The following is a 15,395-nucleotide window of genomic DNA, read 5'->3' on the forward strand; positions in this document are numbered from 1 at the left end:
GTGGAGTCGGCTTTACGACCGTTTATTGTTCGCCTTTGTACCACCCGCTCCGCCGATTACGTCGCATAGGGACGAAACCGCCCCGCCACGCTCGACGAGCGGGACGGGGCGGCCGGTCGTGCCGGAATCGTCAGTGCATCATGATCGGTGTCTCGACCACGGGCTCGCCGGGCGCACCCGAGCCGCCACCCGGGCGACCCTTGCGCGGCAGGAAGGCGATCGGGATGAACGTCGCCACCACCAGCGCGAAGCCCACCCAGAAGGTGGTCGCGAACGAGTCGGCCGCGAACTGCAGGCCGCGCGCGAGGATCTCCGGCGGCAGGGGGATCTGAACGCCCTGCTGGGTGGCGATCGCCGCCCCGGCCTCGGTGATCGGCTCGCCGCTCTGCGGGTTGGTGAGCCCCGGGACGTCCGGCGATCCGTTCAGCTGGCTGGTCAGGATCACCGACATGATCGCCGTGCCGATCGAGCCACCGATCTGCTGCAGGATGTTGACCAGTGTGGAACCGCGGGCCACCTCGAGCGGCTGCAGTGTGCGCAGCGCCGACGTCATGATCGGCATCATCGTGCCGCCCATGCCGAGGCCCATCACGAACAGCGAGCCGCACAGGAACAGATACGACGTGTCCGTGCCGACCTGGGTGAATCCCAGGAAGCCGACGGCGATCAGCGTCATCGCGAAGGGCACCGTGCGCCCGACCGGGATCTTGTCGGCCAGCATGCCGGCGATCGGCATGGTCAGCACCGCGCCGATGCCCTGCGGCGCGATCAGCAGGCCGGCGTCGAGCGTGCCCTCGCCCCGGACCTGCAGGAAGTAGCTCGGGAACAGCAGGCCCGCGCCCATGAAGGCGATGATGAAGACGAACAGCGACAGCGACGCGACGGTCAGGCTGCGGTTGCGCAGCAGTCGCAGGTCGAGCAGCGGGTGCTTCGGCTTGAACGAGTAGAGCACGAAGCCGATCACCAGCAGGGCGCCGACCAGCATGGTGACCCAGACCTTGGTCGCCGTGATCGTGCCCGTCTCGGGCAGCGACGACACGCCGTACAGGAAGAGGGCCAGACCCGGCGAGAGCATCAGCATGCCGACGAAGTCGAACCGCTCGGCCGGGTGCGTCTCGTCCTTGGGCAGCGCGAACCACGCGTAGACCAGCGCGATCGCACCGATCGGCAGGTTGATCAGGAAGACCCAGTGCCAGCTCGCGACCTCGATCAGCCAGCCGCCCAGGATCGGGCCGCCGATCGGGCCGAGCAGCATCGGGACACCCAGCACGGCCATCAGACGGCCGATCCGCTCCGGGCCGGCGGCGCGGGTCATGATCGTCATGCCGATCGGCATGAGCATGCCGCCACCGAGACCCTGGATCACGCGGTACGTGACCAGTTGCTCGATCGAGCCGGCGGTGGCGCAGAGCACCGAGCCGAGCGTGAAGAGCAGCAGAGCCATCATGTAGAGCCGCTTGGTGCCGAACCGGTCGGCGGCCCAGCCGCTCAGCGGGATCACCGTGGCCAGGGCCAGGGTGTAACCGGTCATCGTCCAGGCGACCTGCGCGTACGTCGCGTTGAACTCGGTCTGGAAGGTCGGTAGGGCGACGCTGACGACGGTGATGTCGAGGATCGACATGATCGCCCCGAGCACCACCACCCCGGCGATTTTGAGCACCGCGGCATCGAGCTTGGCCGGAGGCGCAGCGGTTTGGTCGGTCACGAGAGAACTCCCCCAGTTTCTGCCTTTTCAGGCCGCGCGCTCCTTCGAACCCCCGCGCGCACAGAAGCGTCCATGCTGCCACTGCTTCGTTTCCAGCAGCATCCCGTTTTCAGCATGCCCTCAGGAAGCGAGTCACCCGGGGGTTTCAGTCGCCCGGGGGATCCTGCTCCAGAAGTTCCCGCAACAGACGCTCGTCGTCGGCGCTGAGGTTACTCACGAATCGGCGCAAAACCGTCGCCCTGTCGGGTTCCACCTCCATCAGGCGGCTCATCCGGTCGGCCACCAGGCCCGCGGGGGCACTCAAGGCCCCGTACCGGAAAGCCCTTCCGTCCCGATGCCGGACCACCGCGCCCTTCTCGAAAAGGCGCGTGAGAGTCGTCACAACGGTGCTGTAGGAGAGCGGACCCGCCGGAACGAGCGCGTCGCGGACCTCGCCCGGAGTCAACGGACGCACCGCGGAGTCGAGGACCGTCATGATCTCGATCCCCTCCAGCTGCCCCGGCCTGCGCCGGCCGGCCCCCGTCGGTGTGGTCACGACAGGACTGTATCGACGCTAGGCGAAGAGCGAGCGGCCCCAGTAGTCGTCGGCCGCGGGGATGCCGGGCGGGCAGGCGAACAGACCGCTGGAGACGTGCCGGATGTATTCGTTCAGCTGGTCCTGACGAGCCAGCTTCGACTGGACCGGCACGAACTGCTTGTGCGGATCCCGCTGATAGGAGATGAAGAACAATCCGGCGTTGAGCCGGCCGAGCCCGTCCGAGCCGTCGACGAAGTTGTAGCCGCGGCGCAACATCCGGGCACCGCCGTTCACCGTCGGATGGGCCAGACGCACGTGCGCCACCTTGGCGATCAACGGCTCACCCTTGCCATCCAGGGCCGTGAAGTCGGGCTCGTCGTATTCGCCCCGTCCGGAGAGCGGCGCACCCTCGCCCTTGTTGCGGCCGACGATCGTCTCCTGCTCCAGCAGCGAGGTGCGGTCCCAGGTCTCGATCAGCATCCGGATCTTGCGGGTGACCAGGTAGGACCCGCCGGTCATCCAGTCCGGCCCGTCGCCCGGCTTCACCCACAGGTGCTCGTCGAGCAACGTCGCCTCCTCGGCCTTGAGGTTGGCGGTGCCGTCCTTGAAGCCGAAGAGATTGCGCGGGGTCGCCTGTGCGGTCGAGGTCGAGGACGTACGCCCGAAGCCGAGCTGCGACCACCGGACGCTCACGACGCCCATGCCGATGCGGGCCAGGTTGCGGACGGCGTGCACCGCCACCTGGGGGTCGTTCGCGCAGGCCTGGACGCAGATGTCGCCGCCCGAGAGGGCCGGGTCGATCGTGTCGCCCGGGAACTTCGGCAGGTCGGCCAGCGCGGCCGGCTTCCGGCCGCGCAGCCCGAAGCGCGAGTCGAACAGGCTCGGGCCGAAGCCGATGGTGAGCGTCAGACCCGCGGCGGGCAGGCCGAGCGCCTCGCCGGTGTCGTCGGGCGGCGCCTCGGGCAGACCACCCACCGCACCCAGCGCACCCGCCTCCTGGCCGGCGGTCATCCGAGCCGCCGCGGCGGTCCACGACTGCAGCATGTCGACGAGGGCGGCCTTGTCCTTGGTGATCACGTCGAACGCGACGAAGTGCAGCCGGTCCTGGGCGGGCGTGACGATGCCGGCCTGCCGGGTGCCGTAGAACGCGGTCCGATCGGGCGCTGCTGCCGCCGCCGACCCGGACCCTCCGCCGGTCAACCGGCCCCCGACGACGCCGGCCGTCGCGGCTCCCACCACGCCCGCGCCGGCCAGCCCGATCACCTTGCGCCGCTGCATCTCCAAGACCTTCCTACGGACGGGTCGAAGCCGGGCCCGGAGACGGGCCCGGCTTCGGGGGATCACTGGCCGGCGACCAGCGCGGCGACCTTGCTGATCGGCTCGGACAGCGCGTTGATCTCATCGCTGAGCGTCTTGAGATCGGTCTGGCTGAGCGTGTTGTGCAGCTTCCAGCCGTCACCGTCGCGGTGCTTCTCGAGCGCCGCCTCGACCGAGGCGAACCGCTCGTCGAGGGTCTTGACCAGGGCCGGGTCCTTCTCCTCGAGGGCGGGGCGCAGGGCCGCGATGGCCGCTTGGGAGCCCTCGACGTTGGCCGCGAAGTCCCACAGGTCGGTGTGCGAGAAGGTGTCCTCCTCACCGGTGATCTTGCCGGTGGCCACCTCGTCGAGCAGGCCCTTGGAGCCGTTCGCGAGCTGCACCGGGGAGAGCGTCACGGTGTTCGCCTTGTCCACGATGGTCTTGACATCGGCGAGCAGCTGGTCGGCGGCCGGGCCCGACTTGCTGACGTCCTTGGCCACCCACAGGTCCTTCTCGATCTTGTGGAAGCCGGTCCACTTCTGGCCCGCCTCCAGGTCGGCCTCGCGTGCGTCGATCTTGGGGTCGAGGTCGCCGAAGCTCTCCGCCACCGGCTCGATCCGCTCCCAATAGGTGCGGGCCACCGGGAAGAGCGCCTTGGACTTCTCGATGTCGCCGCCCTTGACCGCGTTCACGAACTCGGTCGTCTTGTCGATCAGCGCGCCGGTCTGGCTCTTCACGTAGCGCTGGTAGTCGGCCGTGGCCTGGGCCAGCTTGGCGTCCTCGGTCAGCGGCGCGGCCGAACCGCTGACCTTGAAGGCGTTGCGGATGCCCTTGCCGATCATGCCGGGCTTGCAGGCGGTCTCGTACGTGCCCGCGGCCAGCTCGACGATCAGTTCGCGGGACAGGCCGGGGGCGATGTTCTCGACCTCGCCCATCACCCGGTCGCCGGGGGCGTAGACGTAGAACTCGGTGACCTTGTTGCCCTTGTTGGCGATGGCGAACGTCGTGGTGCCGGCGTCGGACTCGGACGAGGCGACCTTGCACTCGGTGTCCGAGGCGTCGACGGTGATCTTGTCACTCGACGCCGCATCGGATCCGGAGTCGTTGCCGCCGCACGCGGCGAGCGGGACGGCCGCCGCGGTGGCGGCTACGAGGGCGAGCAGGCGAGGGGTGCGCACGTTTCTCCTATGTGGTGATGTATCGGTGCTCAGGAAGCAGCCGGGGCCGGTGCTGGTTCGGTGGGGCGGCTGGATGCTTCCGATCGTTTCGACCGGCTCGGCCGGCTCGGCCAGAGGAAGATCACGAGGACCGGGATGCCGTAGGCGAGCCACGCGATCGTCTCCAGGACGGTCGGCGCGGGCGTGAAGTTGACCATGCCGCGCAGCAGCTCGGCGTACCACGTGCCGGGCGGCCAGGCGCTGCTGATGTCGAACGCCGTGGTGTTGAGGCCGGGCAGGATGCCGGCTTCCTGCAGATCGTGGACGCCGTATTTGAGGATCCCGGCCGCGACGAGCACGAGCAGCGCACCGGTCCAGGCGAAGAAGCGGCTCAGGTTGATCCGCAGCGCACTGAGGTAGAGCAGCCAGCCGAGCACGATCGCGGTGAGCAGGCCGAGCGAGATGCCGATCAGCGGGCGCGCGCTGTCGGTCGTCCCCTGGGCGGCGGCGTAGAAGAGGATCGAGGTCTCGAGCCCCTCGCGCACCACGGCGAGGAACGCGACGCCGACGATGGCGAGCGGTCCCACCGCGATCGCGTCCTCCATGCGGCCCCGCAGTTCGCGGCCCATGTGGCGGGCCATCCGCCGCATCCAGAAGATCATCCAGGTCACGAAGACGACGGCCACGATCGAGGCGACGGCCTCGAAGAGCTCCTGGTGGGTGAAGGACAGCCGGGCCACCCCGAACTGCAGCAGAGCCGCGAACCCGATCGACAGCACCGCGGCGACCGCGACGCCGGCCCAGACCCATCGCAGGAGCGGCTTGCGATCCGATTTGACCAGGAACGCCACGAGGATCGAGACCACGAGCGTGATCTCGAGCCCTTCGCGGAGCCCGATCAGGTAGATGGCCGTCATCGAACTCCCCAGGTAAGCCAACCCTTACTACGCTGAGGCTTACCTTCTTTTATTCGCTTGTAGAAGTCAACTCAGCCGCCAGGCACCCGGCCCGCTGGTGAAAACCATCACCACACGACCGCCGCGGCAGACACGAGCAGCAGTCCGCCGAAACTTCCGATGACTATTGACATGTTTCGATGGCCATAACGACACTTGACACACCACGGGAGCGCTCCCAAATCCACTGGAAGGAGGTGCCTCGTGATCCGTCCCCGATGGCGCCCGGCGATCGCGGTGCTGGCCGCAGTGCTCGCGGCCGGCGCCGCCATGACCGCCGTCCCCGCCCAGGCGGCGCCCGAGAACGAGGGTGCCGCCTGCACCGTCCCCACACTGCCCGACGCCGGCTCGCTGTCGGCCGACGCCAAACTTCCGGATCCGTTCCGAAAGCTCGACGGCACCCGCATCACCACCCGATCCGCGTGGACCTGCCGTCGCGAAGAGATCAAGAGACTGTCCGAGAAGTTCGTGTACGGCGAGAAGCCGGCCACCCCGCAGTCGGTCACCGGCACCGTCTCCAGCAGTTCGATCACCGTGAACGTCTCGCACCAGGGCCGCAGCTCCAGCTTCTCGGCCCGCGTCGAACTGCCGAGCGGCACCGGCCCGTTCCCCGCCGTCGTCGTCCTGGGCGGGTTCGGGGCCGACACCGCCGCCATCAAGGCAGCCGGCGCCGCGGTCATCAGCTACGACCCGTACGCGGTGGGCAAGGAGGGCACGCCGCGCACCAACAAGCAGGGCGCGTTCTACAGCATCTATGGCGCGACCAGCCCGACCGGCCTGTTGATGGCCTGGTCATGGGGCGTCAGCCGGATCATCGACGTGCTCGAGCAGGCGGGCGGCAGCATCCTGCGGGCCGACGCCACCGGCGTGACCGGCTGCTCCCGGTTCGGCAAGGGCGCGTTCGTGATCGGCGCGTTCGACCAGCGGATCGCGCTGACCATGCCGATCGAGTCGGGCACGGCCGGCGCACCGATCTTCCGAGGGGTCCCCGGCGAAGGCGCGCAGAGCCTGTCCTCGGCGTACGGGGAGCAGCCCTGGCTCGGTGACGCGTTCAGCACCTTCACCGGCAACCCGAACCGGCTGCCGGTCGACACCCACGAGGTCGCGGCCATGGTGGCGCCGCGCGGACTGTTCATCATGGACAACCCGCACATCGCCAACCTCGGGCCGCGCTCGGCGAGCGTGGCCGCCCTGGGTGCGGCCGAGGTCTATCGAGCGCTCGGGGCGGGCGACAACATCTCGTACGTCTCGGATGTCAGCGATGGCACCCACTGCGCCAATCGCGCCGAGTGGCGCACCCCGCTGCAGCAGAACATTCGCAAGTTCCTGCTGAGGACGGGCAACGACCCTGGGGTCTTCCGCACCTCGAGCCGGGCCCAGGGCCGCCTGGCCGACTGGATCGACTGGACGACCCCGGTTCTCGACGGCAGCACCCCCACGACACCGCCACCCACCACGCCGCCACCCACCGCGCCGCCGCCGTCTTCGGGGGCTTGCACGGCCTCGGCCTCGGTCAACGCGTGGACGGGAGGCTTTGTCGCCACGGTGCGCGTCACCGCCGGTGCCGCACCCGTGAACGGCTGGAACGTCGGCCTGACACTGCCGGCCGGCACGACCATCAGCAATTCCTGGAACGTGACCCGGAGCGGCACCAGTGGAGCCGTCCAGCTCCGGAATGTGGACTTCAACGGCCGGATCGCCGCCGGTGGGTACGCCGAGTTCGGCTTCCAGGCCTCCGGCTCGTACGGGAACCCGGTCTTGACCTGCACGGCGGCCTGACATGCGGAAAGGCCGGACATCCAGGGGGATGTCCGGCCTTTCTCAGGCGGTGCGGACTAGCGGGTGAAGGTGAAGTACGAGAGCCCGGTGAACGTCGTGGCGTTGACGGAGTCGGCGCCCGCGCCACCCGACCGGTAGGAGACCTTGACGCGCAGGCGCACCCCCAGGTCGTAGCTGCCGTCGGCGTAGATGACCGCGCGGCCGTTGGCGGTGGTGAAGTACTGGTTACCCCAGACGCGCCACTTGCCGCCCGAGTAGTACTGCACCTCGACATAGATCAGACGACCCGGGTACGGGGTCACCGCGATGTTGAAGATCGCCGGCTTGCTCACCCGGTAGTGCCGGTAGCTGGTCCCGCCGATCTTCGCGGTCTTGTAGTAGCCGCTCAGGGTGTTCGTGATGTTGACCTTGGTCGACACGACGACGCGGGTGGTCTTGGCGGCGTAGCGCGAGTCGCCCGAGAACGTGGCCCACACGGCCGTGTTGCGGGTCAGACGCAGGCTCGTCGCCAGGTCACCCTTGCTGTTGACCTTGGTGTTCCGCAGCAGGCGCGGCGCCTGGTCCGAGCCGTACGGGTCGGCGTAGATCGCGACGCTGCGGTTCTTGTAGGTCGAACCCAGGTGGGCGGTGAACTGGACCGTCTGGCCCTGCTTGAACACCTGCTTGTTGCGGTTCAGGGTCAGCGTCGGCGAGGTGCGGGTGACGTCGAGGACCTTGTCCGCGGTGACCGCGCCGTGCGTGGCGCTGCCGGCGAAGGCGACCCGGTAGGTGACCTTGCCTCCGGCCCACGGCTTGTCGGTGATCGTGAACTTGCCGTTGGCGTCAGTCTTCTTGCTGGCCAGGACGGCGCCGGCCGGATTGTCGAGGTCGAGGCGCTTGACGGTCACGGTCGTGCCGGCCGGCAGCGGGACGGGCGCCTTCAGCGTGCCCGTGATGGTGACCGTGGTGGCCCGGGTGGCCTTGGACGGGCCGGACAGGGTGAGCGTCGGCTGCGACTTGCGGGGCTCGGTGAAGACCCGCATCGCGAACGTGCCGGCGTCACTCTTGGAGACGGCGAAGAGGCGGGTGCCGTCCGGCTCCCAGGCCAGTGCCCGCGGCTGCACCACGTCGAGATCGGAGCCGACGCCGGTCCCGGTCAACGTGTACTGCCGGATCTTGGCCTGGCCGGCCGGCGTGAAGACCTCCACGGCCGGGCCGTACCGGTTGCCGACGGCGGTGGCGATGGCGCCATCCGCGGCGATGTCCAGCGCGGCGCCGTCGCCTCCCTCGAACAGGTCGAACCGGCGAGCGGCGGCGAGGTTCGCGACGTCGTAGAGCGTCGCCTGGTTGACCCCGCCGCTGACGGTGCCGATCGTCTCGCCGTCGGCCGAGAGCGAGATGTCGGCGAGCGTGCCACCGTTGCCGGCCGTGGTGCCGAGCTGCTTGGCCGTGCCGTCCGACACGTCGAACGCGGTGACGGTCGAATAGGACGCGGCGGCCAGCCGGTTCGCGGTCGACGCGAGCTTCGCGGCGCCGCTCCAGCCCGTGCCCGCCTGGTCGAGCACCGGCTCCGGCGTCTCGGCGGCGGGGTCGATGGAGCCGAGGTTGCTGCCGTACGTGAACCACACCTTGCCGCCGGCGAAGGCCACATCGAGCGGGGCGATCTCGCCGGTGGAGTAGGAGGCGGCCGGCACGAGCGTGACCGGGTCGAGTGCGACGATCGCGTTGCCCGACTCCGAGGCGGCGTAGAGCAGTTGCGCGTCGGTGGAGAGGGCCAGGTCGGAGACGCCGGCCAGGGCGTGGGTGGCCTCGACGGTGCCGTCGAAACCGGTCGAGACGACCTTGCCGCCGGTCGGGTCGACGACCAGGACGCGGTCGTGCACGCCGTCGACGACGACGTCACCCACCGAGTCGACGGCCAGGGGCTTGATGGAATCGGCGAAGGCCGGCGCGGCCATGCCGATGGCCAGAGCGGAGCCGCCTATCAGTGTGACCACGGCGGTGGCCGGGCTGATCACTCGAGTACGCATGATGTGTCCCCCATGGACGGTGAAGGCCGATCGGCCGCCCCGGACGTTACATCGAAGATCGCCGAATTCGCGTCCTCCGAACGGCCGAACCGCCCCCGGATCGTCGGTACACCCCCGTCCCGGCCTCCGGCGAGCGACTTGTCAGGAGCGATATTTGGTACGAGTCGACTACGCTGGGTGCGAATGGCCTCCAGCGGGCCGCCCGCCGGTCCGCCCGGCTGCGGCCGTCGAGTCGTGGACGGGGTTCAAGCGATGAGGGTTCAGCCGCGTCAGCAGTTGCTGGATATCTGGGAGGCCGTCGCGCGGTCCTCCTGGAGGGACCACGAATGGGTGTCCGGCGGTCGCTTCGGTGGAAACTCCATCAGCGACGCCGAGCAGCTTCTCTGCCTGCTCCTGCCGGCCACTCAGGTCGAGACGTTCAACCTGGACCGGCCGGATCAGACGGCCGAGCGGATGGTTCACGCACTGCGCCGGATGGGCACCGCCACTGACATCCCGCGCGTCCTCACCCGGATCCTGAACGACTATTTCGACCGGTACACCGAGGACTTCTCCGGCGGCGGCTATTACGAGCTCTACGACACCGAGGCGTCCGACAAGACTGCCCCGCTGGAGTTCCAGACGTCGCCGATAGTCGACTCGTACGCCCTCTCCATCACACTTTCGCTGGCCACGCTCGGTTTCTGCCGGGTCTACCGGCGATCGGTCACCCGCGACGACGTGCGCTCCGCCATCAGCGATCTGGAGGCCGCGGCCAGCCGGCGGCTCAGCGCCGCCATGATCGGCCTGTTGCGGAGCTTCTCGGTAAATGTCTTCCCGGTCGACTCCGCCGAGGGCGAACGGCTCTGCACGACCGTCAACCAGAACGGCCTGCCCCGGCGAGCGGTGGTGGCGCAGTTGCACACGCGGCTGCGACAGACCATCGCGAGTTTCCGTGAGGTGCTCATCGGGTCCGGTCAGACCAACGACCTCGAACTGCCCGACCGCCTGTTCGAGTGCGGCTGGTCGTGGAGTGTGGTTCGTGGGGCGCCGTCGATCGAGACGACGGCCCAGGTCGGCCGGCAAGAAGCCGGAGTCGGTCAGGACAAGCCCTATCTCTACTTCACTGTCATCGCGCTCAACGCGGTCGAGGACCTCTTCTCCGAGCGCACCCGCATCCTGGGCCTGCTCGACGAGGAACAACAGCGCCTGGCCCGTGCACTCCAACTGCGCTCCGACCTGACCCGCACCTACTGGGCGACGATCGCCACTTTCGGCGAGGGTGGCAAATGGCCGCTGGAGAACGTTCCCTGGCGGACCACGGACGGCGAGCAGTCGGATTACTTCACGCTTCAGGTCACCGCCCTGGCCGTGAAAGGGCTCGAACAGGTCCGCGGTAGCAACACCGAGCTCGCCCGGGTCGGCCGGGTGCTGGCCAAGCTGGCCGATCGAGCCCGCATCACGAGCCGAGCCGTCGAGAACGACCCCAACCTCGTCATGCACTACCCCGGCATCCGGATGGCGCTTGCCGGCAGTGACGAGCCGACGGACACGGACGAGAAGAGACCGCTGCTGGCCTGGTCGGTGCCCGAGTTCGCGGCCCTGCTCCTGCTGCGCACGGCCCACGTGGCCAACCTGATCAACGATCCGGTCGAGCGCCACCGCCTGCTCGACCTCGGCGACGAGGTCTGGGATCACCTGGCCCGGCGGCGCCTGAGCTCCGGAGACGGCTACGGCCTCTGGGACGACGCGTCCCGGGTGTTCCCCGATCTGCCCCGGCTCGAGCAGAAGGCCTCCTGGTATTACACCGAGCGGGTCGTCGAGGCGCTGGTGGCGCTGGCCAAGGTGCTGGACCAGCCGCCCAGCCGCAACGAGGAACTGGCCAGGTACGCGGACGATCTGCTCCGCGAGGCGGAACAGATCTACGACCGCGAGCTGCTCACCGGCAGCGCCGAAGGCGGACCCGGACTCCGGAACACTCTGCAGAGGGTGGAGATCACCCTGCGCCGGGCTCGAGACATCCGGACCGAGCGGCCGGGAACCGCCGCGGCACTGGCCCTCGACATCCTCCGGGAACTCGACCGCCTGAACGCGGCCCGGGGCGACTCCGGCTCGGAGGCGTGATGCTGATCTTCGCGGCGTCCGACAAGGGAGGCACCGGCCGCTCGGTGACCGGCAGCAACCTGCTCTATCGGAGCGCGCTGCAGGGCAACGACGTCTGCTACCTCGACTTCGACTTCGGTTCGCCGACCTCCGGTGCCATCTTCGATCTCGGCTCCGTGGAGCGCGGGACGAAACAGGACGGCCTGCACGCCTACCTTCAGGGCATCACCGGAGAGCCGCAGCGACTGGAGATCTGGAAAGAGTCCGATCGCCGGGAGCTGCGCGGCCGGCCCGCCGGCGCCGGCCGGATGGTTCTCCTGCCGGGCGACATCGCCAGTGGCGAGTTCGGCTACACCGCCGAGACGGTCGAACGCTGCTGCACCTTGTTCCTCCGGCTCGAAGAGGAGTTCGACCTCTGTCTGGTCGACCTCAGTGCCGGGCGGTCACACGCGCTCGACCTGGTCCTCGCCGCGACGGCGCACCCATCGATGCAGTCGGTGCGGAGCCGCTGGCTCGTGTTCCACCGCTGGACCAGGCAACACCTCATCGCGGCGGCCGGGCTCGTCTACGGCGAACGCGGCATTCTGATGACCGGCGAGGCGCACGGTCACAACGCCCGAGAGCTCACCAGCTCATTGCGGTTCGTCCACACCGCCGTCGTCCAGCCCGACTCCGTCGAGCTCGCCGGTCTTCAGCCCCAGCAGATCGCCTGGCTGCGCACCTGCGACGCCGCTCTCAAGGATCTCGCCGGGCAGTTGCGGGCCGGACGGTCCCTGCTGCTCGGCAGCATCCCCCTCGACCCGGTTCTCCAATGGCGCGAACAGCTCATCACGGACAGCGACGTTCTGCTGAGGGGGATAGCCAACGAGTCGACCAGGAACGCGTTCGAGACCCTGGCCAAGAAGCTCGTCGACGACTCAGCCTGGGAGCCACTATGAGTGACCCGTGGTCTGTGGACATCAGAGAGTCGACAGCGCGGCGACGCGCCGAATCGGCCCCTCTCGCACACCTCTCCATCGAGCTCGGACACCTCTACTCCGAGGAGTTCGCCGGCGGCCCGGAGGGTCTGGCCCGCTATTTCGAGCGCGTCAACCCGTGGGTCACGGCGGCGCGAAGCATCTTGGGCAAGAAACTGCGGAAAGTCCGTCCCCGGATCAGCACCTGTTTCCTGATCGATGACTACTTCGCTCGTTTCAGCTCGCCGGCCGAGGTCCTGCCCCAGCTGATCAAGGCAGCCGAGAGTCAGGAGGTGACCATCGACTACATCGCGAGGGAGTCCGGCCTCGCCGTCGCCGACGGGATTCCCCTGGCCGACCTCATCCTCAGCCAGCTGGTGCCGGACCCGCCGCCCGGCAGCACGGGCGTGCGACCGCCGGTCACCGTCAGCGGCTGGCTCTGCAACGGCCAACGAAGTCCTGGCTTCTCGCCCGCCCGGCCCGGCGAGACACAGCGGCAGTGGCAGCCTCCGGCCGAGAACGGCGCCTTGAACAACCACTCGACCTTCGTCGACGTTCAGCTGTGGGACGAACGAGGCGGGAAGCGGACGTGGTCGTGCCCTTACCTGGCGGCGATCTGGCAGCTCCTGCGACTCGGCCTGATCAGATATGACGGCACGGTCGTCGCCCGTCCGGTCTCCGTGGAACAACTGCCCGAGGAATGGGACCGGCTCCCGCCCATCGTCCAGGTCAACCCGGACGCCGATGCCTTCAGCGCGTATTCGACGTTCTCCGTGCTCGGCCAGCGGTTCCTGAGCGTCGAACACGCTGTGCGGACCATCATCCAGCAGGTGAAGGTCGAGCAGGCCGTAGCCGATCAGGTGGCCACGCGCAGCGCCGCCGAAGGCATGCCGCTTCCTCCAGAGTTGTGGCAGCGGATCGAGTATCTGTTCGTGGCCGACAGAGGTTGATCAGGAAGCCACCGGTGGTGAACCGCCACGGAACCGACCGGCTTGATCAGCGGCGTCCATGGCACTTTCCAGCAGAGCGATGTTGTTCAAAGTCAGCTGGTCCCGGATCCGGTCCACCGCCGCACGCCACTGCTTGGTGAGTTGCGACCGGCTGTCCAACGACTCCCAGAGAGGCGAGAGCGCTGCTTCGATGCGGGCGCCGGGCATCCACAGATGCAGGAGGAAGTCGACCGCCGGATGCAGCTTCGCGAGCGCCCGGGCCCGGCTGACCGGCGCGTCGATGCTCCGGTCGAGCATCGACAGGACGGTGGTCAACAACCAGTCGTGCCGGGCCAGATCCGCACAGAACGCGAGCATGTCGTCGTTGGTGAACTCGCCGGCCGACTGGGCTCCGACGTGCAGTAACAAGGTGCGCACGGTTCTGGAGTCGATGCTGAACGTGGCGCTGTTCGTACCGTCCGGCGCGGGGAGAACCGCCCAGCGCAGTATCGTGCGGCTGCTGCGGAACGGCCGCTTCCGATCGAGCAGAGCCGAGGTCTGGATCTCGTCCAGCGCCCGGCCGCTGATCGCTCCCATGTCCAACGCGCCGGGCCGACGGGCACCGTCGAGGAATCCGTGGGCCACGTCGGCCAGGTCAGCCTTGCCGAGCAGCTCCAACTCGCCGGGGCGGGCGAGGTAGTGCGACCAGGGAAGGCGTTGCCCGTGCCGCTGCACCGGCGTGACGGTGACGTGGGCCGAGCCCTGAGCGAGGTGCCCACCGGTGACCGAGACGCGGTGGATGACCGTACCGATGCCCCGGGTGTTCCGCCGGGTGGCGGACGGCATCAGGCAATCCACGCCGGCCAGCTGATCCGGCGAGACGGCGTGCGCGATCGGACGCTCGAAGCGGCGCACACGCTCGCCAACGACAAGATCCAGAAGAGCGGAGACCGGCTCGCTCGACAGCGCGGTCGAGTTCTGCAGCAGTCCGGTGTGGATCTCGCCGAAGGTCAGCACGCCGGTCCGCACCGATGCGGCATTCGTAAGATCACCGATCCTCTCGCCGTCAGCCGTATCCGATTGCATCTCATTGCCGTGTTCTTCCACAACCACTACCCATGACTTGTCATCCTGGTGGCACCTTGCCGCCGGCCGTGCGGGCCACAACAATCTCGCCGTCCGGCCGTATCGCTGAAAGGGCGGGACCATGAGCACGAACTGGGACGCCTTCGAACCACATGCGTACTGGAAGCAGAACTATGCGTCCCTTCGAGGCGACGACCGCAGTCTTCTCAGCCTGACGAGGGACTTCTTCGGCTATGAGCAGACCCCGACGGACGGCCGGCGTCGTGGCATCGACGTCGGCACGGGCGCGAATCTCTACCCCGTCCTGGCGATGCTGCCGCTGTGCGACGAGATCACGCTTCTGGAGTACGGTGCCCGGAACTGCGAATGGCTCAGTGGCGAGATCCAGCGTTACTCGCCCGGCTGGGATCCCTACTGGCGAACGCTCTGCCAGCACCCGGCCTACTCACATTTCGGCTATGACGTCCGCCGGCGGGTCGCTCGCACGGCCAAGGTCGAGCGTGGCAGCGTCTACGAGCTCCCCGAGCAGAGATACCACGTCGGCACCATGTTCTTCGTGGCCGAGTCGATCACCACTGACATCGGGCAGTTCCATCAGGCGATCCACAAATTCGTCAACTGCCTGGTCCCCGGTGCGCCCTTCGCCGCGGCATTCATGCGGAACTCACGTGGCTACACGGTGGCCGGTCAGGACCTTCCCGCGCTCGCGGTCACCGAGGACCAGGTCGCTGACTGCCTGATCGATCGGACCTTGGATCTCGTCGTGTCGACGGTCGACTCCCGCGCCCAGTTCACCGATCGGGAGAACGCCGCGTCCATGCCCCTGAACAAGCAGTTGCGCTCGGGCTACGACGGCATGATCCTGGCTTGCGGCCGTTCGAAATAGGACGGTCACTCGGTCTGCCGGACGCCGCGCACCACGA

At 68.4% G+C, this 15,395-nt stretch carries 12 protein-coding genes; 5 read left to right on the forward strand and 7 right to left on the reverse strand.

The window, feature by feature from the left end; translation table 11 throughout:
• Positions 1-130: 130 nt before the first annotated feature.
• The 5 genes from NAG42_RS18925 to efeU form a co-directional block, all read right to left on the reverse strand.
• Positions 131-1,705: a DHA2 family efflux MFS transporter permease subunit gene (locus NAG42_RS18925; RefSeq protein WP_250031692.1), complete on the reverse strand. Its 1,575-nt coding sequence runs from the start codon at positions 1,703-1,705 to the stop codon at positions 131-133.
• Between the two features lie 145 nt (positions 1,706-1,850).
• Positions 1,851-2,240 carry a BlaI/MecI/CopY family transcriptional regulator gene (locus NAG42_RS18930; RefSeq protein ID WP_250031693.1) on the reverse strand — a complete coding sequence of 130 codons (390 nt, stop codon included), beginning with the start codon at positions 2,238-2,240 and terminating at the stop codon, positions 1,851-1,853.
• 18 nt (positions 2,241-2,258) lie between these two features.
• A complete protein-coding gene (gene efeB / locus NAG42_RS18935) occupies positions 2,259-3,500 on the reverse strand; it encodes an iron uptake transporter deferrochelatase/peroxidase subunit (protein WP_250031694.1) in 1,242 nt (413 codons plus the stop codon).
• Between the two features lie 62 nt (positions 3,501-3,562).
• Complete coding sequence (efeO, locus tag NAG42_RS18940; protein WP_250031695.1) at positions 3,563-4,696, reverse strand: iron uptake system protein EfeO; 1,134 nt, start codon at positions 4,694-4,696, stop codon at positions 3,563-3,565.
• Between the two features lie 29 nt (positions 4,697-4,725).
• Positions 4,726-5,592 carry an iron uptake transporter permease EfeU gene (efeU, locus tag NAG42_RS18945; RefSeq protein ID WP_250031696.1) on the reverse strand — a complete coding sequence of 289 codons (867 nt, stop codon included), beginning with the start codon at positions 5,590-5,592 and terminating at the stop codon, positions 4,726-4,728.
• A gap of 243 nt (positions 5,593-5,835) precedes the next feature.
• Between efeU and NAG42_RS18950 the strand changes: the two genes are divergently transcribed.
• The gene (locus NAG42_RS18950) at positions 5,836-7,410 is read left to right on the forward strand and encodes a glucuronyl esterase domain-containing protein (RefSeq protein ID WP_250031697.1); all 1,575 of its coding nucleotides are present in this window, start codon (positions 5,836-5,838) and stop codon (positions 7,408-7,410) included.
• Positions 7,411-7,466: 56 nt separating this feature from the next.
• Here NAG42_RS18950 and NAG42_RS18955 read toward each other — a convergent pair whose 3' ends face one another.
• Positions 7,467-9,419 carry a WD40 repeat domain-containing protein gene (locus tag NAG42_RS18955; RefSeq protein ID WP_250031698.1) on the reverse strand — a complete coding sequence of 651 codons (1,953 nt, stop codon included), beginning with the start codon at positions 9,417-9,419 and terminating at the stop codon, positions 7,467-7,469.
• Positions 9,420-9,671: 252 nt separating this feature from the next.
• Between NAG42_RS18955 and NAG42_RS18960 the strand changes: the two genes are divergently transcribed.
• The 3 genes from NAG42_RS18960 to NAG42_RS18970 are packed head-to-tail and all read left to right on the forward strand — an operon-like array spanning position 9,672 to position 13,407.
• Positions 9,672-11,522, forward strand: a complete 1,851-nt coding sequence (locus tag NAG42_RS18960; protein WP_250031699.1) for an SCO2524 family protein — start codon at positions 9,672-9,674, stop codon at positions 11,520-11,522.
• On the forward strand, positions 11,522-12,439 hold the full coding sequence (locus NAG42_RS18965; RefSeq protein ID WP_250031700.1) for an SCO2523 family variant P-loop protein: 918 nt from the start codon (positions 11,522-11,524) through the stop codon (positions 12,437-12,439). Before NAG42_RS18960 ends, NAG42_RS18965 begins: the two co-directional genes overlap by 1 nt.
• Positions 12,436-13,407 carry an SCO2522 family protein gene (locus NAG42_RS18970; RefSeq protein WP_250031701.1) on the forward strand — a complete coding sequence of 324 codons (972 nt, stop codon included), beginning with the start codon at positions 12,436-12,438 and terminating at the stop codon, positions 13,405-13,407. The genes NAG42_RS18965 and NAG42_RS18970 overlap by 4 nt, the downstream gene beginning before the upstream one ends.
• On the opposite strand, the gene NAG42_RS18975 is transcribed toward NAG42_RS18970, so the two are convergent.
• Positions 13,408-14,595, reverse strand: coding sequence for an SCO2521 family protein (locus tag NAG42_RS18975; protein ID WP_250032126.1), 1,188 nt, complete (start codon positions 14,593-14,595; stop codon positions 13,408-13,410).
• On the opposite strand from NAG42_RS18975, the gene NAG42_RS18980 reads away from it, so the two are divergent.
• Complete coding sequence (locus tag NAG42_RS18980) at positions 14,594-15,358, forward strand: SCO2525 family SAM-dependent methyltransferase (RefSeq protein WP_250031702.1); 765 nt, start codon at positions 14,594-14,596, stop codon at positions 15,356-15,358. The genes NAG42_RS18975 and NAG42_RS18980 overlap by 2 nt on opposite strands.
• Positions 15,359-15,395: the final 37 nt, after the last annotated feature.

Source organism: Paractinoplanes maris (assembly GCF_023544465.1).
GTDB classification, from domain to species: Bacteria; Actinomycetota; Actinomycetes; order Mycobacteriales; family Micromonosporaceae; genus Actinoplanes; species Actinoplanes maris.

What these genes read in the sequence shown, in the direction of transcription:
- efeB (WP_250031694.1), bottom strand. Translation starts at nt 3,500, where the DNA reads ATGCAGCGGCGCAAGGTGATCGGGCTGGCCGGCGCGGGCGTGGTGGGA.
- NAG42_RS18955 (WP_250031698.1), bottom strand. Translation starts at nt 9,419, where the DNA reads ATGCGTACTCGAGTGATCAGCCCGGCCACCGCCGTGGTCACACTGATA.
- NAG42_RS18980 (WP_250031702.1), top strand. Translation starts at nt 14,594, where the DNA reads ATGAGCACGAACTGGGACGCCTTCGAACCACATGCGTACTGGAAGCAG.
- NAG42_RS18970 (WP_250031701.1), top strand. Translation starts at nt 12,436, where the DNA reads ATGAGTGACCCGTGGTCTGTGGACATCAGAGAGTCGACAGCGCGGCGA.
- NAG42_RS18975 (WP_250032126.1), bottom strand. Translation starts at nt 14,595, where the DNA reads ATGGTCCCGCCCTTTCAGCGATACGGCCGGACGGCGAGATTGTTGTGG.
- efeU (WP_250031696.1), bottom strand. Translation starts at nt 5,592, where the DNA reads ATGACGGCCATCTACCTGATCGGGCTCCGCGAAGGGCTCGAGATCACG.
- NAG42_RS18960 (WP_250031699.1), top strand. Translation starts at nt 9,672, where the DNA reads ATGAGGGTTCAGCCGCGTCAGCAGTTGCTGGATATCTGGGAGGCCGTC.
- NAG42_RS18965 (WP_250031700.1), top strand. Translation starts at nt 11,522, where the DNA reads ATGCTGATCTTCGCGGCGTCCGACAAGGGAGGCACCGGCCGCTCGGTG.